This window comes from Streptomyces sp. NBC_01283, assembly GCF_041435335.1.
Lineage (GTDB): Bacteria > Actinomycetota > Actinomycetes > Streptomycetales > Streptomycetaceae > Streptomyces.
The window spans coordinates 5,133,630-5,155,865 of sequence record NZ_CP108430.1; the positions used below are offsets into that span (position 1 = coordinate 5,133,630).

Sequence of the window (22,236 nt, forward strand, 5' to 3'; positions counted from 1 at the left end):
GCTACGCCGGAAAGCGGCGGTCCACCCAGCGGTAGATGACCTCGATGACCAGTGAGGCCACCGCCGCGATCGCGACCGCCGCCCACGGCATCGTCGTGCCCACCAGCTTCAGCTGGAAGAAGTCCTGGAGCCACGGCACGGTCAGCACCAGCAGGAAGCCGAGACCCATCGCGCCGATCAGCCCGAGCCGCCACCACGTGTAGGGGCGGGCGATGATCGCGAGGACCCACATGGCGATCAGGAACAGCGCCAGCGTGGCCGCGCTGGTCTCGGCTTCCCGCGCTCCCGCGCCCGCGTAGTGGTGCCGTGCCAGGAGGTATGTGCAGAAGGTGGCGATGCCCGCGACGACGCCGCCCGGGATCGCGTACCGCATGACCCTTCGTACGAAGTGGGGCTTCGCCCGCTCCTTGTTGGGCGCCAGAGCGAGGAAGAACGCCGGGACGCCGATCGTCAATGTCGAGAGCAGCGTCAAGTGGCGCGGCAGGAACAAGTACTCCACCTGCGAGCAGACCACCAGCAGCGCGATGATCACCGAGTAGACCGTCTTCACCAGGAACAGCGTCGCTACCCGCGTGATGTTGCCGATGACCCGGCGGCCCTCCGCGACCACCGAGGGCAGCGTCGCGAAGCTGTTGTTCAGGAGGACGATCTGGGCGACCGCCCGCGTCGCCTCCGAGCCCGAGCCCATCGAGACGCCGATGTCGGCGTCCTTCAGGGCGAGGACGTCGTTCACGCCGTCGCCCGTCATCGCGACCGTGTGCCCGCGTGACTGCAGGGCGCCCACCATGTCGCGCTTCTGCTGCGGGGTGACCCGGCCGAAGACGGAGTTGGCGTCCAGGGCCTCGGCCATCTCGCCCTGTTCGGTGGGGAGCTTGCGCGCGTCCACGGTGTTCTCCGCGCCCGGCAGGCCCAGCTTGCCCGCCACCGCGCCCACCGAGACCGCGTTGTCGCCGGAGATGACCTTGGCGCTGACGTCCTGCTCCTCGAAGTACCGCAGGGTGTCGGCGGCGTCCGGGCGCAGCCGCTGCTCCAGGACGACCAGGGCGGTGGCGTCGGCCCCTGCGGCCACGTCCGGGTCGTCGAGTTCACCGGCGGCGCGGGCCAGGAGCAGGACGCGCAGGCCTTGCTGGTTGAGGTCCTCGATCTCGGCGAGGGACGGGTCGCCGTCGGGCAGGAGCACGTCCGGGGCGCCGAGCAGCCACGTCGAGTTGTCGCCGTCGCCCTCGCTGAAGGATGCGCCGCTGTACTTGCGGGCCGAGGAGAAGGGCAGCGACTCCGTGCAGCGCCACTCCTCGCTGTCGGGATAGGAGTCGATGATCGCCTGGAGCGACGCGTTCGGCCGCGGGTCGGACTCGCCCAGGGCGCCGAGGACCTTGCGTACGTACGCCTCGTCCGTGCCGCCGAGGGGGCGCAGCTCGGTGACGTCCATGCCGCCCTCGGTGAGGGTGCCGGTCTTGTCGAGGCAGACGGTGTCGACGCGGGCGAGCCCCTCGATCGCGGGGAGTTCCTGGACGAGGCACTGCTGGCGGCCCAGGCGGATCACGCCGATCGCGAAGGCGACCGACGTGAGGAGCACGAGCCCCTCCGGGATCATGGGGACGATGCCGCCCACGGTGTAGGCGATGGACTCCTTGAAGTTGTCGTCCTTGACGACGAGCTGGCTGATGACGAGGCCGATCGAGGTCGGGATCATCAGCCACGTCACGTACTTGAGGATCGTGGAGATGCCGTTGCGCAGCTCGGAGTGGACGAGCGTGAAGCGGCTCGCCTCCTCGGCGAGCTGTGCCGCGTACGCCTCGCGGCCGACCTTCGTCGCGGTGAACGCGCCGCCGCCCGCGACCACGAAGGAGCCCGACATCATCCGGTCGCCGGGCTTCTTGATGACCGGGTCGGCCTCACCGGTCAGGAGCGACTCGTCGACCTCCAGGCTCTCGGTCTCGACGGCCTCGCCGTCCACGACGATCTTGTCGCCGGGGCCGAGCTCCACGAGGTCGCCGAGGACGATCTCGGAGGTGGAGATCTCGGCGGCCCTGCCGTCGCGCCGCACGGTGGGTTTGGCCTCGCCGATGACCGCGAGCCCGTCCAGGGTCTTCTTGGCGCGCAGCTCCTGGATGATGCCGATGCCCGTGTTGGCGATGATGACGAAGCCGAAGAGGGAGTCCTGGATCGGCGCGACGAAGAGCATGATCACCCAGAGCACGCCGATGATCGCGTTGAAGCGGGTGAAGACGTTCGCCCGGACGATCTCGGCGGTGGACCGGGAACTGCGGACGGGTACGTCGTTGACCTCGCCGCGCGCGACCCGCTCGGCGACCTCGGCGGCCGTCAGACCCGTCGCGCGTCCGGCGGGCGGTGCCGCCGGGTGGACCGGATCGAGCTCGGCGCCCGCGTCGATATGCGTCATGGCATCGACGGTACGGGCGGTATGGGGGGTTCACCCCTTGAGCGGCCCAAAGATCCGACCACGGTAGGACACGGACAGTCCCGTGGTTGTACGCGCGACCGCCCGGGGTGCGGGGTAGCCCACCCGGGGACGGGTTACTCCGCGGCCGTCGCCGCCTTGCGCTCCGCGTCCCGCTTGATCGCCGCGTCGCGGCCCCGCACGTACCAGATGCCGATCAGGCCGAGGCCCGCGCCGGCCAGGCAGGTCCACACCCACCAGGTGGCGTCGCGGTCGTCGAACCAGCCGTAGAACGGCAGCTGCACCAGGAAGAGGACGAACCAGAGGATCGTGCCCCCCGTGATCGTGGCGACGACGGGGCCCTCCAGGGGCTCCGGCGCGTCGTGCTTGGGGGTCCACTTCTCCATGGGCACAGTTTACGAGTAGCCGGGGCGGGCCCCCGAGGGGGCCGCCGCGCCTTGGAACCACAAGGGTCTACGCGCGGAGATAGCGAATTCCCCCTCATGTATTCATACTGAAACGGCTCGTTAATGGCTGGTTGTTTTCGTAAGAACAAACAAATCGATCATTACTCGCCGCTTAACGATCTTCCCCTTCTCTGAGTTCACGAGGTCCCGCATGCCTTCCTCGGCCACAGCTCCGGTCGACGCCAGCAAAGAGCCGCCGAAGCCCCCGCAAGGTGGCATCGACGGCTACTTCAAGATCACCGAACGGGGCTCGACGCTCGTCCGAGAGGTCCGCGGCGGCTTCGCCACCTTCTTCGCGATGGCCTACATCATCGTGCTGAACCCGATCATCCTGGGCAGCGCGAAGGACATGTACGGGCACCAGCTCGACAACGGCCAGCTGGTGACCGCGACCGCCCTGGTCGCCGCCTTCACCACGCTGCTCATGGGCGTCATCGGCAACGTCCCGATCGCGCTCGCCGCCGGTCTCGGCGTGAACACCGTGGTCGCCCTCCAGCTCGCGCCCCGCATGTCGTGGCCCGACGCGATGGGCATGGTCGTCCTGGCGGGCTTCGTCGTGATGCTCCTCGTGGCGACCGGCCTGCGGGAGCGCGTGATGAGCGCGGTGCCGCTCGGCCTGCGCAAGGGCATCGCGATCGGTATCGGCCTCTTCATCATGCTGATCGGCCTCGTCGACGCGGGCTTCGTCTCGCGCATCCCGGACGCCGCGCACACCACGGTCCCGCTGCAGCTCGGCGGCGACGGCCACCTCAACGGCTGGCCCGTCCTCGTCTTCGTGCTCGGCGCGCTGCTCACGCTCTGCCTGCTCGTGCGCAAGGTGCCCGGCGCGATCCTCATCAGCATCGTCGTCATGACGATCGTCGCGATGATCATCAACGCGGTCGCGGACGTCCCGTCCTGGGGCCTGACGACGCCCGAGTGGCCCGGCAACCCGGTCGCGACGCCCGACTTCGGTCTGGTCGGTCAGTTCAGCCTGTTCGGCGGCTTCGAGAAGGTCGGCCTGCTGACCGGCATCCTCTTCGTCTTCACCGTGCTGCTGTCCTGCTTCTTCGACGCCATGGGCACGATCATGGGCATCGGCGACGAGGCCAAGCTGACCGACTCCAAGGGCAACATGCCCGGCATGAACAAGGTCCTGTTCGTCGACGGCATCGCGGTCGCCGCGGGCGGCGCCTCGTCCTCCTCGGCCACCACCTGCTTCGTGGAGTCCACGGCGGGCGTCGGCGAAGGCGCCCGTACGGGCTTCGCCAACATCGTCACCGGCGGTCTCTTCGCGGTGGCGCTCTTCCTCACGCCCATCGCCACGATGGTGCCGTCCCAGGCGGCCACGCCCGCGCTGCTCGCGGTCGGCTTCCTGATCCTGTCCGGCTCGATCACCCAGATCGACTGGGCCGACTTCACCATCGCGATCCCGGCGTTCCTGACGATGATGATGATGCCGTTCACGTACTCGATCACGAACGGCATCGGCATCGGCTTCATCAGCTTCACCGTGCTGCGCCTCGCATCGGGCCGCGGCCGTGAGGTGCCGATCGCGATGTACGTCGTCTCGGCCGTCTTCGCCTTCTACTACCTGATGCCGGCCCTGGGCCTCACGTAACGGCGAGAGCGGGTTTCGCGTCAGTGCCTACGGGGCGGCCATCAGGCCGCCCCGTAGAACTTTTCCGTCTCCTCGACGGCGCTCTGGAAGCGCTCGTCGAAGTCATTGCGGATGAGTGTCCCGGCGACGTAGTCCTGGACGCTCATTCCCCTCTTGGCGGCGTGCTGCTTGAGCCGGTCGAGCAGCTCACCGTCTATCCGCAGGCTGAGCACTGTCGATCCCATGGGTGACAGGGTCGCCGCCACGCCGCGGGCCGTGTCTCACTTTCCGAAGCCACCTCACTCATATGGGTGACTAAAGGGTTCTGTGACCCGAGATGCGGGAATCCAGGTGGTCTTTAGCTAGAGTAATGAGTTACTCTAACGAACATGCCGGACCTCTCCCATGGTGACGACGCCGCCGCCGTGAACTCCCTGCGCTCCGCCGTGATGCGCCTGTCCCGTCGACTCAAGCACCAGCGGGTCGACGAGTCGCTGAGCCCGACCGAGATGTCGGTGCTCGGCACCCTCGCCCGCTGCGGCCACGCCACCCCCGGTGAGCTGGCCCGCAAGGAACACGTGCAGCCGCCGTCGATGACCCGCATCGTCGCGCTGCTCGAAGCCAAGGGTCTCGTCCGGCTGGAGCCGCACCCCGAGGACCGCCGCCAGAAGGTGGTGACCCAGACGGAGACGGCCGAGGCCATGCTCGAGGAGAGCCGCCGCAAGCGGAACGTCTGGCTGGCCGGCCTCGCCGAGCACCTCGACGAGGACGAGTGGGAGCGCCTGCGCGCCGCCGCGCCCGTCCTGGAGAAGCTCGCGCACCTGTAGGAACAGCACAACCCAAAAGCCCCTCGGCCTGCATGTGACAGTGCCGTACGACGCCAAGGAGGCGAATCGCCTTTGAGTACGGGATCCGGAGCAGACTCCGCCCCCGCACCAACCACCCTCGACAAGTCCCCTGCCGCCAAGTCGTCGATGTTCAGCTCGCTGAAGATACGCAACTACCGGCTCTTCGCCTCCGGCGCCGTTGTCTCCAACACCGGCACGTGGATGGCGCGCATCACCCAGGACTGGCTGGTCCTGAGCCTCACCGGCTCCTCCGCCGCGGTCGGCATCACCACCGCGATGCAGTTCCTGCCGATGCTCCTGTTCGGTCTGTACGGCGGCGTCATCGCCGACCGCTTCGCCAAGCGGAAGCTGCTTTTCTGCACCCAGGGCGCGATGAGCATCAGCGGCCTGTTCCTGGCGGCGCTCACCCTGAGCGGCAACGTCCAGGTCTGGCACGTCTACCTCGCGGCCTTCTTCACCGGCCTCGTCACGGTCGTCGACAACCCGACCCGGCAGTCCTTCGTGTCCGAGATGGTGGGACCCGACCAGGTCCGCAACGCCGTCTCGCTGAACTCGGCGAACTTCCAGTCCGCCCGCCTCATCGGCCCCGCCGTGGCGAGTGGTCTCACCGCGGCCGTCGGCCCCGGCTGGGCGTTCCTCGCCAACGGCCTGTCCTTCCTGGCGCCGCTCACCGGCCTGATGCTGATGCGCAGCCGCGAGCTGCACCCCACCCCGCGCAAGCCGCGCGGCAAGGGACAGCTGAAGGAAGGCCTGAACTACGTCTCCAAGCACCCCGAGCTGATCTGGCCGATCGTCCTCGTCGGCTTCGTCGGCACCTTCGGGTTCAACTTCCCGATCTGGCTGAGCGCCTTCGCGGACGACATCTTCCACGGCGGCGTGGGGATGTACGGGCTGTTCAACACCCTGATGGCGATCGGCTCGCTGGCAGGTGCGCTGCTCGCCGCCCGCCGCGGCACCTCACGCCTGCGGCTGCTCGCCGGGGCCGCGATCGCCTTCGGCGTCCTGCAGATCGTGGCCGCGTTCGCGCCCGAGCTGTGGATGTTCGTCGCGCTGATCGTCCCGATCGGCATCCTGGGCCTGACGGTGAACGTCACCGCCAACTCCTCGGTCCAGATGGCCACCGACCCGGAGATGCGGGGCCGGGTCATGTCGCTGTTCATGATGGTCTTCACCGGCGGCACCCCCCTGGGCGGCCCGCTCTTCGGCTGGCTCGCCGACGCGTACGGAGTGCGCCTCAGCATGGCCGTCGGGGGCCTCATCTGCGCCGTGGCCGCGGTCGGCGTCGGCCTGATGCTGGCCCGCGCCGCGAACCTGCGGCTCAAGGTGGATCTGCGGCGCGGGCAGCAGCACGTGCAGTTCGTGCCGCGGGAGATGGCCACGGCGGCGTAGTCCGTCCGTGGTCCGTACTGCGGCACTTCGGCACTTCGGCACTCCGGCACTCCGGCACTGCGGCCCTCCGGATCAGACGCGCCGGGCCAGGATCTGGCCCGGCCAGGTGCCTTCCTGGGCGCGGAAGGCCTCGGTCCGCGTGAAGCCGTTGCGCTCGTAGAACGCGACGAGCTTGCCGTCGTCGCCCGCGTAGCAGTCGACCCGGAGCAGGGAGATCCCCTCCCTCCGGGTCTCTTCCGCCGCGTGCGCGAGGAGGGTGGCGCCCGCGCCCGTGCCGTGCCGCGATGCCAGCAGGTGGATGTAGCGCTCCGGTTCCTCCACCGGCGCGATGTACGACCCCGGGCCGTCGGTCAGGGTGAGCGTGCCCACCGGCTGGCCCCCGATCTCCGCGATCCAGGCGGAGCCGGTGGTGAGGTACTTCTCGACCAGGGCGATGGTCTTCGGGTTGGCCGACCAGGGCTTGTCGCCCCACTGTCCGGTGCGTCCCTGGGAGACGAGCCAGGCGACGGCCTCGTCGAAGAGGGCGAGGACGGTGGGGATGTCGTCGGGGCCGGCGGGGCGGATGGTTATGTGGCTGTCCATGCGGGATGCCTTCCCCAACCCCGCCCCTTCCCGAAACCGGCTTCGCCGCCAACAGTGGCCGTAGATCACCGGCTTCGCCGAGTTCGTCCTCAAACGCCGGACGGGCTGAAATATTCAGCCCGAAAGAACCGCAAGAGGCCAGACTCACCCCCATGAGACTCTTCGCGGCGGTGTTGCCGCCCCCCGAAGCGGCGGATGAACTGGCCGAAGCGGCGGACAAGTTGAAGGCCCTGCCGGGCGCCGAAGCCCTGCGCTGGACGCGCCGCGAGAGCTGGCACTTCACGCTGGCGTTCATGGCCGAGGTCGAGGATGGCATCGTCCCCGAGCTGTCCGAGCGACTGTCCCGCGCGGCCAAGCGCACGACCCCCTTCCCGCTTGCCCTGCACGGCGGCGGCCACTTCGGCGACCGCGCCCTGTGGGCCGGGGCCCGCGGTGACGTGGACGCCCTGCGCCTTCTCGCCGGGCGGGCGGACGCCGCGGCCCGCAGGTCCGGCATCACCATGGAGGAGCACCGCCACTACCGTCCGCACCTGACGCTGGCCCGCGGCCACGGGGAGCCGTCCCTGCGCGCGTACGCCGACGGCCTCGCCGAGTTCGGGGGCGCGGAGTGGACCGTGGCCGAGCTGACCCTCGTACGGAGCAATCTGCCCGTGAGCGGGGTGCCGGGGGAGCGGCCCCGCTATGAGGTGGTCGGTCGATGGCCACTGGGCGGAGCCGGTTAACCTCGACTACGTGGACCCGAAAACCAGGAACCGGATCATGGCCGGTGTGCTCGTGCTGATGTTCGTCGTCGTGGCGGTGGCGGCCGCGGTCGGCCAGTGATCGCTGAGGCGATGACCGCGGCCGCGTGATCCGTCGCGGGAGCCGCTACCAGGCGAAGGACTCCGGCGACGGGCCAGGACCCGGGAAGATCTCGTCCAGGGCGTCGACCAGCTCGTCCGAGAGTTTCAGCTCGACGGCGCGCAGCGCGCTGGTGAGCTGCTCGGCGGTGCGCGGACCGACGATCGGGCCGGTGATGCCGGGCCGCGTGAGCAGCCAGGCCAGCGCCACTTCGCCCGGGGCGAGGCCGTGCTTGTCGAGCAGGTCCTCGTACGCCTGGACCTGCGCGCGCCGCTCGGGCTTCGCGAGCTCCTGGGCGGCCCGTCCGGCGGCGCGCCGCTTGCCCTCGCCCTCCTTCTTCAGGACGCCGCCGAGCAGTCCGCTGTGCAGCGGCGACCACGGGATGACGCCCAGGCCGTAGTCCTGGGCGGCCGGGATGACCTCCATCTCGGCGCTGCGCTCGGCGAGGTTGTAGAGGCACTGCTCGCTGACGAGGCCGTAGCTGCCGCGCCGCGCGGCGATCTCATTGGCCTGGGCGATCTTGTATCCGGGGAAGTTCGACGACCCGGCGTAGAGGATCTTGCCCTGGGTGATGAGGGTGTCGATCGCCTGCCAGATCTCCTCGAAGGGAGTGCGGCGGTCGATGTGGTGGAACTGGTAGATGTCGATGTAGTCGGTCTGCAGCCGCTTGAGCGAGGCCTCCACGGACCGGCGTATGTTCACCGCCGAGAGCAGGTCGTGGTTGGGCCACGCCGGCTTTCCGTCGAGGGCCATGTTCCCGTACATCTTGGTGGCGAGGACGACCTTGTCGCGCCGCTCGCCGCCCTGCGTGAACCAGGTGCCGAGGATCTCCTCGGTGCGGCCCTTGTTCTCGTCCCACCCGTAGACATTGGCGGTGTCGAAGTAGTTGATGCCCGCGTCGAGCGCGGCATCCATGATCGCGTGACTGTCGGGTTCGTTCGTGAGCGGCCCGAAGTTCATGGTCCCGAGCACGAGTCGACTGACCTTGAGTCCTGTGCGTCCCAGCTGCGTGTACTCCATGGGAACCCAGCCAACGGCTTGAAGTGCGCTCTAGGCAAGGGTGCGGGGCCGGTGGGGCGGTCGGTCGCGGGCGAAGTCGGCGGTGTCGAAGGTGAGGCCGAGGAAGGTGTGGGTCAGGTCGACCTCTTCCCCGAAGTCCACGTTCGTCTCGACGTGGTAGCCGCCGTCCTTGGGCTGGGTGTATTCGTGCGCTCGGCCTTCTCCGCGACCAGTGCCACGTCGCTGCGGAGGCCGTTGAGGTCGCCGGGGTAGTCGATACGGACGTCGGAGAGCACACGCTGACGCGGATATTTGGTCCTCAGCTGCTCGACGACGCCCAGCGTGATGTCCCAGCGGTTGGTCCGCTGTCACTGGGGCGCTCCTCCCCGGCCGCCGATCGATTGTCTGCAGCCGCGCAGCGCAACGGTACGCACGGGAACAAGGTCACGAGCCGCCCAGCCAGCCCGCCGCGTCCAGCCGGAACGCGTCCGGCGGTACGACCGTGCGCAGGTCGTCCTCCATCGTGCGCAGGCGTCCCGCGCCGAGCTGACCGGCCCACTCCGCGTGCAGTTCGTCGAAGACCGCCGCCGAGCGGCGCAGGGCGTCGATGCCGTGCGGGGTGAGGCGGATCAGCTTGCGGCGGGCGTCGGACGGGTCGTCGGTGCGTTCCGCGTAGCCGAGGGTGATGAGGCGGTCGATCGTCTTGCCCGCGGCCTGCTTGGAGACGCCGAGCCTGCGGCCGACCTCGCTGGCGCTCGTGCCCCGCGCGCCGATCGCCTGCATCGCGAAGCCGTGGGCCGGGCGCAGGTCCGGGTGGCCCTGGCGGGCCAGCTCGGCGTGCAGCCGGTCGATCAGGGTGCGGAACCCGGCGAAGAGGAGCAGCGGCAGCTCGAAGCCGCGTCCGTCGCGATCTGCTTCCCTGCTCTTCTCCGACTCCTCCGTCGGAACACCCTTGCGGGGATCGACAACCTGGTTTACCTTTTTTTCGTCAACCACGTTGTCCATCGTAGGGGGTACCTCTTGTTCGCCGAGCACACCGTGGAAACCGCGCCCGCCGAGTCCCGCGCCGCGATGGAGCGCACGGCCGCCGCCTTCGGGAAGACGCCTAACGCGGTGGCGCGGCTCGCCGAGTCACCCGAACTGCTCAACGGCTTCCTGGAGTTGAGCGCGGCCTTCGAGCGGACGACGCTGGATCCGGTGGCCCGCGAAGTTGTCATCATGACCGTCGCCGTACGCAACGACTGCCACATCTGCGTGACCATGCACACCGCGAAGCTGCGCAAGCTCGGAGCGGACACCGACCTGATCGCCGCGTTGCGCGAGGGGCGTGCGCTGAGCGATGAACGGCTGGACGCGGTACGGCAGTTCACGCTGGAGGTGCTGGCGACCGCCGGTGGCGTCGGGGACGAGGAGCTGAAGAAGTTCCTTGCGGCCGGTCATACGGAGCGGAACGCCCTGGAGGTCGTGATGGGCATCGGTACGTACACGATGTCGACGCTGGCGAACCGGCTGACGCGGGCTACGTGACGGGGCCGCCGGTGGCGCGGGGGGAGGGGCCGGCGGCAGTCGGCCGTGTGGGGCGCGCCCGGTACATGACCCGCCGCAGTGCCGCCTCCACCGGCCCCGGGCGCCCCGCCCGCTCCATCGCGTACGCCCCCGCGACCGTCACCAGCCACACGCCCACCGCGAACAGCGCCCGTGGAGGTCCTCGTCCCGCGGCGGGACTCGTGCCCCGCCCACCAGTGGACGAACAGCGCCACCGCCGCCACGTATCCCAGCCAGACATCAGCCTTCCGTCCGACCTCACAGGCCAAAGGGCTACGCGCCGCGTGACGCCGCGCGACCTTAGAGGGCCCGGGGCCCTGCACGAAGGGACGTTGGGGAGTTGTTGGTGGGGTGGGTGAGGATCTCGGCATGACCGTCAAGAAGAAGATCGTGCGCTCTGTGGGCGTGGTCGCCGCTGCCGCGGGGCTCGTCGCGCTGAGCAATCCGGCCTATGCCGCGGGGGATGTCTACAAGGGCACCGGATGGCGGATCCTGTCCGGGCGGGGGATCGAGTCACTCAGCCCCGATCCGTACGTGATCAAGATCGTCAAGCCGGGCGCGGGCAGCAAGCTCACCGCGGCCCAGGCCAGGACCGCCGAGGCCCAGCTGCGCGCGCAGTTGAAGAAGAGCGCCGCCCAGCTCACCTCGGTCACCGGGACCAAGTTCACGCTCGCCAGTGGGTATCAGAAGGAAGTCACGGCCTGTTCCACCGCCGAGCGGCATGTCATAGCCGTCGGCATGAAGTACCGGCCCTTCACCCCCGGCAACAAGCCGGGCTACTCCCAGGCCCACCCCTGCTCGGCCAGCGGCAACCAGAGCGCCTGGGGTGGGTGGATATGGATGGACAGCGAGTACTGGAACGGCTCGTGGAAGATCGACCCGTACCGCCTGCGGAACCTCATCAGCCATGAGCTCGGGCACTCGATCGGGCTCGACCACGCCAACACGGACGGCTCGGACGCCAACCGGACCGCCGACCCGTACGAGTGCGCCACCAACAGCAGCAAGGACCTGCCGGTGATGTGCTCGCCCAACGGCGGTCACGCCATGGGCAAGGGCGGCAGCGTGACCCGCGGCAAGAAGTACGCCGGGCAGTACACGAAGTGGGACATCGCCGGGCTCAAGGCCCTGAAGGCCAACTTCAGCCGGTAGCCGACAGCTCGGTCAGGCCGGTCAGGCAGTCAGCTCGGTCAGCTCGTGCAGGGCCGGGGGCGTGGTTTCGTACGGCGCCCCCACGCCCCACGCCTGGTGCATCGCGTCCGCGAACGCCGCCGCCAGCTTGTGCTCACCGCTCGCGTTGGGGTGCGTCCCGTCGTACGTGTCGCAGTCGATGTCGTACGACGGCGGCGTCGAGGCAAGGAGCAGCGGGGACGCCCCCGTGTCCAGGTCCGCCACCGCCTTGGCGAGCAGGACGTTGAAGCGGGCCACCTCCGCGGCGAACGGGGCGTCCGTCCTGGCCCGGATGTTCGGGATCACGGGGAGCAGGACGAGGCGGATGTGCGGGTTCGCAGACCGCGCCGCCGCGACGCAGCGGCGCACGTTCTCCGCCGTCTGTTCCGCGTTCGTGTAGAAGCCCAGGTCGATCAGGCCCAGCGAGATCAGCAGTACGTCGGGCCGGTCCTGCCGCACCGCGTCGGCCATCTGCGGCGCCATGTGCAGCCAGCCCTCGCCCCAGCCCGCCAAGTGCTCGCGCGGAAAGTCCGGGTCGCCGCCGGCATAGGCGTACGAGACGGGTTCGCCGGTGGCCTTGTCGTGCAGCGCGCGGCGCGGGCCCACCACGGCGAAGTCCTGTTCGCCGAGCGAGGCCCGCAGGTGCTGCCACATCCGGTAGCGCCAGGTGTGTTCCCCCGCGCTGCCGATCGTCATCGAGTCGCCGACGAACATGAACCTGAGCATCCGCTCATCATCGCGGATCAACGCCCCGGCCTGCGATGTGAGGCTCAACACCCGGCGAACGTCCGCCCCCCGGCGCGGGGGTGGCAGGCTTGGCCCATGCGTTCACAGCGTTCTTCGACGGGTGCCAGCGGTGTCGTCGCCGCCGTCGGTGCCGGGGCCCTGCTCCTTCTCGCCGCCGCCACGGGCCCCGCCGCCGCCGACGACGGCCACGACGGGTTCACCATGAAGGACCCCCGCATCATCGAGTCCAGCGGCCTCGCCGCGTCCCGCGCCCACCCCGGCGTCTACTGGACGCACAACGACCAGGACAAGAACGGGGCGCTGCTCTACGCGGTGGACGGCAAGACGGGCAAGACCGTCGCCACGGTCACCATGACCGGGGTCGGCAAACCCCGCGACGTGGAGGCCGTCTCGGTCGGCAGCGACGGCAACATCTACGTCGGCGACATCGGCGACAACCTCGGCGGCACCTGGTCCCACGTGTGGATCTACAAGCTGCCCGAGCCGAAGAAGCTGGGCGACCGGACCGTCCGCGCCACCCAGTACACGGTGAAGTACGCGGACGGGGCGCGCGACGCCGAGGCGATGATGGTGCACCCCAAGACCGGCCGCATCTACATCGCCGACAAGAAGGAGGAGGGCGGCGCCCTGTACGAAGGGCCCGCGCGGATGTCCTCCTCCGGGGTCAACGTCTTCAAGCGTCTGGGCACCACCGGGCTCTGGACCACGGACGGCGCCTTCTCGCCCGACGGCAAACAGCTCGCCCTGCGCGGGTACCTCGGTGGTGTCTCGTACACCTGGAAGGGCGAGGGCGCGATGCCCAAGCGCGAGGGACGGCTGAGCGTCCCGTTGCAGCGGCAGGGCGAGTCCGTGACGTACACCCTGGACGGGACGACCCTCCTCTACGGCACCGAGGGCCAGCAGGGCGACGTCGAGCCCGTCGAGGTCGAAGGCGCGGGCGGCGGCCACAACTCGTCCTCCGGCGGAGGGAGTTCGGCCGGTGGCGGGAGCGGTGAGGGCTTCGGGCTCGGGGGTGACGTCAAGACGGGCGCCCTGGCCGTCGCGGTCGTGCTCGCCGCCTTCTTCGGGCTGAAGCGGGTGTTCCGGCGGAAGTAGCGGGGCGGGGGCGGGGGGCGCTCACGCCGGGGCGCCGCCCCCTGCCTCGCGTCGCGCCACCAGCACGTCGAGGCCGTCGAGCAGGCGCTGCAGGCCGAACTCGAAATGGTCGAAATGCGAGCCGAACGCGTCCTCGGAGAGCCCGGCGAGGTGGGGGTAGCGGCCGCTGGTCATGATCCGCCCGAGGGCCGGTGTCTGCGCCTCCCAGAACGCCTCGTCCGTCAGGCCGGTCTTCTTGACGGCCTCCGTCTCGTGCGCCTGGGTGCGGGCGACCCCGGTGACGTACCCCTCGACCATGACGATCACGCCGATCAGCTCGGGGTCGGTCAGGCCCATCGACTTGATGCCGGACAGGGTCCGTTCGAGGCCGCCGACCGAGCCGGGGCCGAGCACCGGCCGTGCCTGGTTCACCTGGAGCAGCCAGGGGTGCGCGCGGTAGAGGACGAGGGTCTCCCGGGCGTACGCCTCCACGGCATCGCGCCAGCCGCCGGTCGGGGGCTCGGCGTCCGGGCCCGGCATGAACACCCGGTCCAGCATCAGGTCGAGCAGCTCGCTCTTGCCCGGGACGTAGCGGTACAGGGACATCGTGCCGGTGCCGAGCTCCGTGGACAGGCGGCGCATCGAGACCGCCGTGAGCCCCTCGGCATCCGCGAGGCGCACCGCCTCGGTGACGATCCGGTCCAGGGTGAGTCCGGGCTTGGGGCCCCGCGTGGGGCGTTCGCCCTCGTCCCAGAGCAGCTCCAGGCTGCGGGCGATGTCGCTTCCGGTGCGCTGGGTGTCGCCGCCGTTCGTGCTCGTCATGCCGCTCAGCCTAATCGTCCGGACAGTAATTGGGTACGGTGTACCCACAGAACTGGGTACGGTGTACTCTCCATTGAGTACGGCGTACCCAGAGGGGTGCCGGAGCGGTCAGTACCTCCGGGGACGGTCGGGACGAGAAGCGCTGGAGGGGCAGTGAGCGAGACGAACGCATACGCGGTACGGGCCGAGGGGCTCGACAAGCGCTACGGCGAGAAGAAGGCCCTGGACGCCTTCGATCTGCGCGTGGAGCGCGGCACGGTGCACGGACTGCTCGGCCCGAACGGTGCGGGCAAGACCACCGCCGTGCGCATCCTTTCGACGCTGGTGCGGCTCGACGGCGGGCACGCCGAGGTCGCGGGCGCCGACGTGGTGCGCAGGCCCGATGCCGTACGCGGCCGCATCGGTCTGACCGGCCAGTACGCGGCGGTCGACGAGGTCCTCACCGGTCGGCAGAACCTGGAGATGTTCGGCCGCCTCTTCCACCTGGGCGGCAAGCGGGCCGCGCGGCGCGCCCAGGAGCTGCTGGAACAGTTCGATCTGGTGGACGCGGCGGGCAAGGGCGCGGGCCAGTACAGCGGCGGCATGCGGCGCAGGCTCGACCTCGCTGCCTCGATGATCCTCTCGCCCGAGGTCCTCTTCCTGGACGAGCCGACCACCGGGCTCGACCCGCGTGGCCGCCTCGAAGTCTGGGACACCGTAAGGAAGTTGGTCGCGGACGGCACGACCGTCCTGCTCACCACCCAGTATTTGGAGGAAGCCGACAAGCTGGCGTCCCGGATCACCGTCATCGACCAGGGCCGGGCCATCGCCGACGACACCCCGGACGGCCTGAAGAACACGGTGGGCGGCAGCTGTCTGGAGGTCGTGGTGCGCGAGGCCGCCGACCTGCCGGCGGCCGTGCGGGCGGTCGCCCGGGTCGCGCAGGGCGTCCCCGAGTCCGTCGACCTGGAGCGGCGCGTCCAGGCGGCCGTGACCGACCGGGTCGGCGCACTGACGGACGTCGCGCGGACCTTGCAGGACCAGGGGATCGCCGTGGAGGACATCGGCCTGCGCAGGCCGAGCCTCGACGACGTGTTCCTGCGGCTGACGGGCCACCGCACGGAGAACGAGGCCGGTATCGGCAGTGACAGCGACAGCGACAGCGACATCGACGAGAAGACGGGGGTCGCGGCATGAGCGCCGTACTGACCGCGGATGCCACGGACACCCGGCCGCCGCACGGACGCCTCTACTGGGCACTCGCCGACACCTGGAACGTCACCCGCCGCTACCTCACGCACTTCCAGCGCCAGCCCGCCAACATCGCCTGGCAGCTCGGCTTCCCGATCATCTCCGTGCTCCTGTACGGATTCGTCTTCGGCGAGGCGATGAAGGTGCCCGGCGGCGGCGAGGACGGCGACTACAAGCAGTTCCTGATGCCCGGCATGTTCGTGATGACCATGGCCTTCGGCTTCATGAACACCGCGATGGCGGTGGTCACGGACTCCAGCAAGGGCGTCATCGACCGGTTCCGTTCGATGCCGATGGCGCCCTCCGCGGTGGCCGCCGGGCGCGGACTCGCCGACCTGATCGTGGCCTGCGCCGAGCTGACGATCCTCGCGCTCACCGCCCTCGCGATCGGCTGGCGTCCTGGCGTGGGCGCCGTACAGACCCTGGCGGCCTTCGGGCTGCTGCTGTTCCTTCGGTTCAGCCTGATCTGGGTGGGCGTGTTCCTGGGGCTCGTGGTGCCCACGCCGGAAGCGGCGGGCGGGCTCTACGCGGTCGCCTTCCCGCTCACCATGATCTCCAGCGTCTTCGTCGCGCCCTCCCTGATGCCGGACTGGCTGGCACCGATCGCCGCCTGGAACCCGGTCTCCTCCACGGGCACGGCGGCCCGCGAGCTGTTCGGCAACCCCGGGGCGGGCGGGGCGAGCTGGGTCGAGCAGAACGCGGTGCTGATGGCGGTGGTGTGGCCGGTGGCGATCTCGCTCCTGTTCCTGCCGCTGGCGGTGCGGAAGTTCAAGCAGCTGAGCAGGTGACGGATCAGGGGCGCGGGGAACTGCGCGACCAGCCACGAAGCACCCGCAGATGAGGGGCTGAGCTCTGTCGACGAAGAGGGGGCGTCCGGCAGGTGATACCTGCCGGACGCCCCCTCTTCGTAGAAACGCCGGGTACTTAAAGCTTGTCGATGACGTAGTCGATGCACTTCGTCAGCGCCTCGACATCCGCCGGGTCGATCGCCGGGAACATCGCCACGCGCAGCTGATTGCGGCCGAGCTTCCGGTACGGCTCCGTGTCCACGATGCCGTTGGCCCGCAGAGCCTTGGCAACAGCGGCAGCGTCGATCTCGTCCGCGAAGTCGATCGTGCCGATGACCTGCGAGCGCTTGGCCGGGTCCGTGACGAACGGCGTCGCGTACTTGGACTCCTCCGCCCACCCGTACAGGGTGCGCGAGGAGGCGGCCGTGCGGCCGGTGGTGAAGTCCAGACCGCCCTGGCCGTTCATCCAGTCCAGCTGCTCGCCGAGCAGGAAGAGCGTGGCGAGCGCCGGGGTGTTGTACGTCTGGTTCTTGCGGGAGTTGTCGATCGCCGTGGGAAGGCTGAAGAACTCCGGGACGTGCCGGCCGCTCGCGTGGACGCGCTCGGCACGCTCGATGGCCGCCGGGGAGAACGCGGCGATCCACAGGCCGCCGTCCGACGCGAAGGACTTCTGCGGGGCGAAGTAGTAGACGTCCGTCTCGGCGATGTCGACCGGCAGGCCGCCCGCGCCGGAGGTGGCGTCCACCAGGACGAGTGAACCCTCGTCCGCGCCGGCCACCCGCTTGACGGGGGCCGCGACACCGGTCGAGGTCTCGTTGTGGGTGAAGCCGTAGACGTCGACGCCCGCCTCGGCCTTCGGGTCCGGGTGCGTGCCGGGCTCACTCGTGATCACGGTGGGCTCGGCCAGCCACGGGGCGAGCTTCGATGCCTTGGCGAACTTGGAGGAGAACTCGCCGAAGCTCAGGTGCTGCGACTTGTTCTCGATCAGGCCGTGCGTCGCGACGTCCCAGAAGGCGGTGGAGCCGCCGTTGCCCAGGATCACCTCGTACCCCTCGGGGAGGGAGAAGAGGTCGCGCACACCCTCGCGCACCTTGCCGACCAGGTTCTTGACCGGGGCCTGGCGGTGGGAGGTGCCGAGCAGAGAGGTACCGGTGGCGGCGAGCGCGTCCAGCGCCTCCGTGCGCACCTTGGAGGGGCCCGCGCCGAAACGTCCGTCGGCGGGCTTGATGTCAGCGGGAATCTGGATCTCAGCCACGGGGTGAGCCTAACGGCTCCGCCCGGGCCGTCTCAGGAGTGTCCGTCGGGTGAGACCGTCCCGTACGGCGCGTGGACACCGCGGGGCTCCGGAACGCGGACGGCCGGTGCGGGCGGGGCGCCCGGTCGTGGCCGGTGAGGGACTTCGCGGAGGCATCCTGAGGGCATGGATATGGGCATGAGTGATCTCGGAGGCGTGGAAAGGGAACTGCGGGCAGCGGTGCGGGGGGAGGTGGACTTCTCCGTCACCGCACGGGCCCTGAACACCATGGACGCGTCCAACTACCGCCGCGTGCCGCTCGGCGTCCTCGCCCCGCGCGACGCGGACGACGTGGCGGCGGCGCTCGCCGTGTGCCGGGAGCGCGGGGTGCCGGTCGTGGCCCGCGGCGCCGGTACGTCCATCGCCGGGCAGGCGACCGGCACGGGGCTCGTCCTCGACTTCACCCGGCACATGAACCGGATCGTGTCCCTGGACGCCGAGTCACGGACCGCGGTCGTCCAGCCGGGCGTGATCTGCGACGAGCTGCGGGGCGCCGCGGCTCCGCACGGCCTCACCTTCGGCCCGGACCCGTCCACCCACAACCGCTGCACCCTCGGCGGCATGATCGGCAACAACTCCTGCGGGTCCCACTCGGTCGCCTGGGGCACGACCGCCGACAACGTCTCCTCGCTCTCGGTCGTGAGCGGCGCGGGCGCCCGGCTCGCGCTCGGCCAGGGCTGGTCCGGCGCCCCCGACGGCCTCCGGGCGCTCCTTGACGGCGAGTTGGAGCTGCTGCGCACCGGCTTCCCGGAGCTGCCGCGCCGTATCTCCGGCTATGCGCTCGACGCCCTGCTCCCCGAGCGCGGGGTGGATCTGGCCCGCGCCTTCTGCGGCTCGGAGGGCACCCTCGGCGTGGTGACGGAGGCGGTCGTACGCCTCGTCGATTCGCCACGCGCGCGTGCGCTCGCGGTGCTCGGTTACGCCGACGAGAGCGCGGCGGCGGAAGCGGCCGCCGGGCTGCTTCCGCACGGGCCGCTGACGGTGGAGGGCATGGCCGCCGACCTCGTACGGGGCTCCGAAGGGCTGCCCAAGGGCGGTGCCTGGCTGTTCGTGGAGACGGGCGGCGCGGACGAGGGCGAGGCACGCGCGCGTGCCGAGGCGATCGCGCGGGCGGTCTCCGCGGACACGGTGGACTCGGTGGTCGTGACGGACCCGGTCGGGCAGCGCGCGCTGTGGCGGGTCCGCGAGGACGCCAGCGGGACGGCGACGCGGATGCCGGACGGCAGCGAGGCGTGGCCCGGGTGGGAGGACTGCGCGGTGCCGCCCGCACGGCTCGGGGCGTATCTGCGGGACTTCCGGGGGCTGCTCACCGAACACGGGCTGCGCGGGACTCCGTACGGGCACTTCGGGGACGGCTGCATTCACGTACGCATCGACTTCGACCTGATGAGCGATACGGGTGTGCGGCGCTTCAGGCGCTTCTCGGAGGACCTGGCGGAGGTCGTGGTCGCGCACGGGGGCTCCCTCTCGGGCGAGCACGGGGACGGCCAGGCTCGGGCCGAACTGCTGCCGAAGATGTACGGGGCCGGCCTCGTCCGGCTGTTCGAGCGCGTGAAGGGGGTGTGGGACCCGGCGGATCTCCTGAACCCGGGGATGCTGGTGCGCCCCGCGCCGCTCGACTCGAACCTGCGTTTCGCCCCGCTGCCGCGGGAGCCGGTGGACGTGGCGTTCGGCTACCCGCACGACGGCGGGGACTTCTCGGCGGCGGTGCGCAGGTGCGTGGGAGTCGCGAAGTGCCGTACGGCTTCGGCTGGTTCGGGAGGTGGGGTGATGTGCCCGTCCTTCCGGGCGACGGGCGAGGAGGAGCACTCCACGCGAGGCCGGGCCCGGCTCCTGCACGAGATGCTCGCGGGCGAGGTCGTCACGGACGGCTGGCGCTCGGAGGAGGTCAAGGACGCGCTCGACCTGTGCCTGTCCTGCAAGGGCTGCCGGTCGGACTGTCCGGTGGGCGTGGACATGGCCACGTACAAGGCGGAGTTCCTGCACCACCACTACGAGGGCCGCAGGCGCCCCGCGGCGCACTACGCGATGGGCTGGCTGCCGGTGTGGCTGCGGCTTGCCTCGCGGACGCGGACGGCGGGGGTGGCCAACGCGCTGGCCCGGGTGGGGGTGCTGGCGTCGCTGGCGAAGCGGGCGGGCGGGATCGCGCAGGAGCGGGAGATCCCGCGGTTGGCGGGGGAGTCGTTCCGCAGGTGGTTCCGGGCGCGGGGGGCCGCGGGGGCTTCTCGCGGCCCCTCGGTCGTGCTGTGGCCGGACACGTTCACGGAGCACCTGTCCCCGGCGGTGGGCCGGGCGGCGGTGCGGGTCCTGGAGGACGCGGGGCTGCGGCCCGTGGTGCCGCCGGGGGATGTCTGCTGCGGCCTCACGTACGTCTCCACGGGCCAGTTGGACCGGGCCCGTGCGGTGATGCGGCGCACAGTGGATCGGATGGCGCCGCTCCTCGACTCGGGGGCGCTGCTCGTGGTCCTCGAACCGAGCTGCGCGGCGGCGCTCAAGACGGACCTGGTGGAGCTGCTGGGGGAGGACGCGCGGGCGAGGGAACTCGCGGGGCGCGTAAGGACGTTCGCGCAGGCCCTGGAGGAACTGGCCCCGGAGTGGACGCCACCGCGCATCGGGCGCCCGGTGGTGGGCCAGACCCACTGCCACCAGCATGCGGTGCTCGGCGATGCGGCTGAGCGCCGCCTGCGGGAGAAGGCGGGCCTGGTGGGCGAGTTGAGCGGCGGCTGCTGCGGCCTCGCGGGCAACTTCGGCTTCGAGGCGGGGCATTACGAGGTATCGGTGGCGTGCGCGGAGGAACAACTGCTGCCGGCGGTACGGGGTTCCGTGCCGGAGGCGGAGGGCGGCGCACTGGTCCTGGCGGACGGCTTCTCCTGCCGGACGCAGCTGGAGCAGCTGGGGGGCGGGGTGCGGGGGCGGCATTTGGCGGAGGTGTTGGCTGAGGGGCTGAGGGGAGAGGGCTGAGGAGGGGACGGCTTCGGTGCGGGGCTTCTGGGCTGCGGGGCGCCGTGCCCTGCCGGGACGGGCTGCGGTGGCGGCGGCCCGGTGGCTGGTTCGGGCCCTGCGGTCGAGGCCCGGCGGTGACGGCCCGGCGGTGACGGTCCGGCGGTGACGGTCCCGCGGCCACCGCCCAGCGGCGTGGCCCGGCGGCCAGAGCGCCACGGCCACGGTCCTGCGGGTGCAGCCCCGCGGGCACTGCCCTGCGGGAAACGCCCGGCGTCAAGGCCTTGCGGCCACCGCCCCGCGGCAATGGTCCGCAGTTGCCGCCCCATCCGCCCGCACCCGCAATGTGGACCCGGTTTGCGTACAGCAGTGAAAGGGCTCCACAATCCTGTCGTGGTCTATTACCTTGGACGGAGTAGTTCAGGTGAGTGGACTGGATCGGGTCGGAGAAGCGGAAGGGTTGGCTGTGGACGCGTCGAGGAGTGGTCAGGAGGCGGCACCCGGTGGGCGGTGGGGCGCCCTCGGGCCCGTCGGGCTTGTGCTCGCGGGCGGCGTCTCCGTCCAGTTCGGCGGGGCCATCGCCGTGAGCGTGATGCCCAAGGCCGGAGCCCTCGGCATCGTGACCCTGCGGCTCGCCTTCGCCGCCATGGTGCTGATGATCGTGTGCAGGCCCAAGGTGCGCGGGCACTCGCGCGCCGACTGGGGGACCGTCATCGCCTTCGGTGTGGCCATGGCCGGGATGAACGGGCTCTTCTATCAGTCCGTCGCCCGCATCCCCATGGGCCCCGCCGTCACGCTGGAGGTGCTCGGGCCGCTGGCCCTCTCCGTCTTCGCGTCGCGGCGTGCGGTCAATCTGATCTGGGCCGGGCTCGCCCTCTGCGGTGTCTTCTTGCTGGGGGGTGGGGGCGGGTTCAGTGGGCTCGATCCTGTTGGTGTCGCCTACGCCCTTGGCGCCGGTGCCATGTGGGCCACGTACATCATGTTCAGCGCCCGTACGGGGCGTCGCTTCCCGCAGGCCGACGGGCTCGCCCTCGCGATGGTCGTCGCGGCCGTCCTCTTCCTGCCGCTCGGCCTCGTCGAGTCCGGGGAGAAGCTGGTCAGGCCCGAGGTGCTCGGGCTCGGCGCGGCCGTCGCGGTGATGTCCTCCGTGCTGCCGTACACCCTCGAGCTGCTCGCCCTGCGCAGGCTTCCCGCCTCCACCTTCGCGATCATGATGAGCCTGGAACCGGCCATCGCGGCCATCGCCGGATTCCTCGTGCTGAACCAGGCCCTCTCCGTGAACGAGGCCATGGCCATCTCCCTGGTCATCGCCGCCAGCATGGGCGCCGTGCGGACCCAGGTCGGCCGCGGCCGGGCCCGCAAGTCCGGCGACGTCGTGTCGGGGGCCGCCCCCGAGGCCGTGCTCCTTTCCACGGAGGGTGCCGGGCGGGCAGAGGGGCGGGCGGAGCGGGCAGAGGGAGAAGCCGAGGGGCTCGGCGCCGCCGCTTCCGTTCCGGAGTCGTCCGGAAAGTAATGCAAGCA

20 protein-coding genes are annotated in these 22,236 nt (G+C 70.5%); 11 read left to right on the forward strand and 9 right to left on the reverse strand.

The features are described 5' to 3' along the window. Position 1 precedes the first annotated feature (1 nt). Complete coding sequence (locus OG302_RS23550; protein ID WP_371528579.1) at positions 2-2,404, reverse strand: HAD-IC family P-type ATPase; 2,403 nt, start codon at positions 2,402-2,404, stop codon at positions 2-4. Positions 2,405-2,538: 134 nt separating this feature from the next. Beyond that, positions 2,539-2,808, reverse strand: a complete 270-nt coding sequence (locus tag OG302_RS23555) for a DUF2530 domain-containing protein (RefSeq protein WP_361832153.1) — start codon at positions 2,806-2,808, stop codon at positions 2,539-2,541. A 211-nt stretch (positions 2,809-3,019) separates the two neighbouring features. On the opposite strand from OG302_RS23555, the gene OG302_RS23560 reads away from it, so the two are divergent. Beyond that, complete coding sequence (locus OG302_RS23560) at positions 3,020-4,468, forward strand: NCS2 family permease (RefSeq protein WP_371528580.1); 1,449 nt, start codon at positions 3,020-3,022, stop codon at positions 4,466-4,468. A 41-nt stretch (positions 4,469-4,509) separates the two neighbouring features. Here the strand turns inward: OG302_RS23560 and OG302_RS23565 are convergent, their stop codons facing one another. Next, complete coding sequence (locus OG302_RS23565) at positions 4,510-4,692, reverse strand: ribbon-helix-helix protein, CopG family (RefSeq protein ID WP_361832157.1); 183 nt, start codon at positions 4,690-4,692, stop codon at positions 4,510-4,512. A 144-nt stretch (positions 4,693-4,836) separates the two neighbouring features. On the opposite strand from OG302_RS23565, the gene OG302_RS23570 reads away from it, so the two are divergent. Continuing rightward, a complete protein-coding gene (locus OG302_RS23570) occupies positions 4,837-5,274 on the forward strand; it encodes a MarR family transcriptional regulator (protein ID WP_361832159.1) in 438 nt (145 codons plus the stop codon). Between the two features lie 72 nt (positions 5,275-5,346). Further along, positions 5,347-6,684, forward strand: coding sequence for an MFS transporter (locus OG302_RS23575; protein ID WP_371528581.1), 1,338 nt, complete (start codon positions 5,347-5,349; stop codon positions 6,682-6,684). A 72-nt stretch (positions 6,685-6,756) separates the two neighbouring features. Here OG302_RS23575 and OG302_RS23580 read toward each other — a convergent pair whose 3' ends face one another. After that, positions 6,757-7,266: a GNAT family N-acetyltransferase gene (locus tag OG302_RS23580; protein WP_371528582.1), complete on the reverse strand. Its 510-nt coding sequence runs from the start codon at positions 7,264-7,266 to the stop codon at positions 6,757-6,759. 152 nt (positions 7,267-7,418) lie between these two features. On the opposite strand from OG302_RS23580, the gene thpR reads away from it, so the two are divergent. After that, a complete protein-coding gene (gene thpR, locus OG302_RS23585; RefSeq protein ID WP_371528583.1) occupies positions 7,419-7,988 on the forward strand; it encodes an RNA 2',3'-cyclic phosphodiesterase in 570 nt (189 codons plus the stop codon). 145 nt (positions 7,989-8,133) lie between these two features. Here thpR and OG302_RS23590 read toward each other — a convergent pair whose 3' ends face one another. Then, the gene (locus tag OG302_RS23590; protein WP_361832167.1) at positions 8,134-9,126 is read right to left on the reverse strand and encodes an aldo/keto reductase; all 993 of its coding nucleotides are present in this window, start codon (positions 9,124-9,126) and stop codon (positions 8,134-8,136) included. Positions 9,127-9,549: 423 nt separating this feature from the next. After that, on the reverse strand, positions 9,550-10,110 hold the full coding sequence (locus OG302_RS23595) for a MarR family winged helix-turn-helix transcriptional regulator (protein WP_371528584.1): 561 nt from the start codon (positions 10,108-10,110) through the stop codon (positions 9,550-9,552). 15 nt (positions 10,111-10,125) lie between these two features. Between OG302_RS23595 and OG302_RS23600 the strand changes: the two genes are divergently transcribed. Both OG302_RS23600 and OG302_RS23605 read left to right on the forward strand, forming a co-directional pair. Beyond that, complete coding sequence (locus tag OG302_RS23600) at positions 10,126-10,632, forward strand: carboxymuconolactone decarboxylase family protein (protein WP_371528585.1); 507 nt, start codon at positions 10,126-10,128, stop codon at positions 10,630-10,632. A gap of 387 nt (positions 10,633-11,019) precedes the next feature. Continuing rightward, on the forward strand, positions 11,020-11,802 hold the full coding sequence (locus OG302_RS23605) for a hypothetical protein (RefSeq protein ID WP_371528586.1): 783 nt from the start codon (positions 11,020-11,022) through the stop codon (positions 11,800-11,802). A gap of 21 nt (positions 11,803-11,823) precedes the next feature. Here the strand turns inward: OG302_RS23605 and OG302_RS23610 are convergent, their stop codons facing one another. After that, positions 11,824-12,546 carry an SGNH/GDSL hydrolase family protein gene (locus OG302_RS23610; RefSeq protein WP_371528587.1) on the reverse strand — a complete coding sequence of 241 codons (723 nt, stop codon included), beginning with the start codon at positions 12,544-12,546 and terminating at the stop codon, positions 11,824-11,826. Between the two features lie 96 nt (positions 12,547-12,642). Here OG302_RS23610 and OG302_RS23615 point away from each other — a divergent pair, with 96 nt between their 5' ends. Further along, positions 12,643-13,662 (forward strand): WD40 repeat domain-containing protein, encoded by a 1,020-nt coding sequence (locus OG302_RS23615; RefSeq protein ID WP_371528588.1) that lies wholly within the window; start codon positions 12,643-12,645, stop codon positions 13,660-13,662. Positions 13,663-13,683: 21 nt separating this feature from the next. On the opposite strand, the gene OG302_RS23620 is transcribed toward OG302_RS23615, so the two are convergent. Beyond that, a complete protein-coding gene (locus OG302_RS23620; protein WP_371528589.1) occupies positions 13,684-14,463 on the reverse strand; it encodes a TetR/AcrR family transcriptional regulator in 780 nt (259 codons plus the stop codon). A gap of 153 nt (positions 14,464-14,616) precedes the next feature. Between OG302_RS23620 and OG302_RS23625 the strand changes: the two genes are divergently transcribed. After that, positions 14,617-15,639: an ATP-binding cassette domain-containing protein gene (locus OG302_RS23625; protein ID WP_371528590.1), complete on the forward strand. Its 1,023-nt coding sequence runs from the start codon at positions 14,617-14,619 to the stop codon at positions 15,637-15,639. After that, positions 15,636-16,481: an ABC transporter permease gene (locus tag OG302_RS23630; RefSeq protein WP_371528591.1), complete on the forward strand. Its 846-nt coding sequence runs from the start codon at positions 15,636-15,638 to the stop codon at positions 16,479-16,481. The genes OG302_RS23625 and OG302_RS23630 overlap by 4 nt, the downstream gene beginning before the upstream one ends. Before the next feature lie 136 nt (positions 16,482-16,617). On the opposite strand, the gene serC is transcribed toward OG302_RS23630, so the two are convergent. Further along, entirely contained in the window at positions 16,618-17,736 is a 1,119-nt protein-coding gene (gene serC / locus OG302_RS23635) for a phosphoserine transaminase (RefSeq protein ID WP_371528592.1), read from the reverse strand. 177 nt (positions 17,737-17,913) lie between these two features. On the opposite strand from serC, the gene OG302_RS23640 reads away from it, so the two are divergent. Both OG302_RS23640 and OG302_RS23645 read left to right on the forward strand, forming a co-directional pair. Continuing rightward, on the forward strand, positions 17,914-20,736 hold the full coding sequence (locus tag OG302_RS23640; protein ID WP_371528593.1) for an FAD-binding and (Fe-S)-binding domain-containing protein: 2,823 nt from the start codon (positions 17,914-17,916) through the stop codon (positions 20,734-20,736). Positions 20,737-21,175: 439 nt separating this feature from the next. Then, on the forward strand, positions 21,176-22,228 hold the full coding sequence (locus OG302_RS23645; RefSeq protein WP_371750206.1) for a DMT family transporter: 1,053 nt from the start codon (positions 21,176-21,178) through the stop codon (positions 22,226-22,228). Positions 22,229-22,236: the final 8 nt, after the last annotated feature.

Coding starts and splice junctions, on each gene's coding strand:
- OG302_RS23550 (WP_371528579.1), bottom strand. CDS start 2,404: ATGACGCATATCGACGCGGGCGCCGAGCTCGATCCGGTCCACCCGGCG.
- OG302_RS23555 (WP_361832153.1), bottom strand. CDS start 2,808: ATGGAGAAGTGGACCCCCAAGCACGACGCGCCGGAGCCCCTGGAGGGC.
- OG302_RS23560 (WP_371528580.1), top strand. CDS start 3,020: ATGCCTTCCTCGGCCACAGCTCCGGTCGACGCCAGCAAAGAGCCGCCG.
- OG302_RS23565 (WP_361832157.1), bottom strand. CDS start 4,692: ATGGGATCGACAGTGCTCAGCCTGCGGATAGACGGTGAGCTGCTCGAC.
- OG302_RS23570 (WP_361832159.1), top strand. CDS start 4,837: ATGCCGGACCTCTCCCATGGTGACGACGCCGCCGCCGTGAACTCCCTG.
- OG302_RS23580 (WP_371528582.1), bottom strand. CDS start 7,266: ATGGACAGCCACATAACCATCCGCCCCGCCGGCCCCGACGACATCCCC.
- thpR (WP_371528583.1), top strand. CDS start 7,419: ATGAGACTCTTCGCGGCGGTGTTGCCGCCCCCCGAAGCGGCGGATGAA.
- OG302_RS23590 (WP_361832167.1), bottom strand. CDS start 9,126: ATGGAGTACACGCAGCTGGGACGCACAGGACTCAAGGTCAGTCGACTC.
- OG302_RS23595 (WP_371528584.1), bottom strand. CDS start 10,110: ATGGACAACGTGGTTGACGAAAAAAAGGTAAACCAGGTTGTCGATCCC.
- OG302_RS23605 (WP_371528586.1), top strand. CDS start 11,020: ATGACCGTCAAGAAGAAGATCGTGCGCTCTGTGGGCGTGGTCGCCGCT.
- OG302_RS23610 (WP_371528587.1), bottom strand. CDS start 12,546: ATGCTCAGGTTCATGTTCGTCGGCGACTCGATGACGATCGGCAGCGCG.
- OG302_RS23615 (WP_371528588.1), top strand. CDS start 12,643: ATGCGTTCACAGCGTTCTTCGACGGGTGCCAGCGGTGTCGTCGCCGCC.
- OG302_RS23620 (WP_371528589.1), bottom strand. CDS start 14,463: ATGACGAGCACGAACGGCGGCGACACCCAGCGCACCGGAAGCGACATC.
- OG302_RS23630 (WP_371528591.1), top strand. CDS start 15,636: ATGAGCGCCGTACTGACCGCGGATGCCACGGACACCCGGCCGCCGCAC.
- OG302_RS23640 (WP_371528593.1), top strand. CDS start 17,914: ATGAGTGATCTCGGAGGCGTGGAAAGGGAACTGCGGGCAGCGGTGCGG.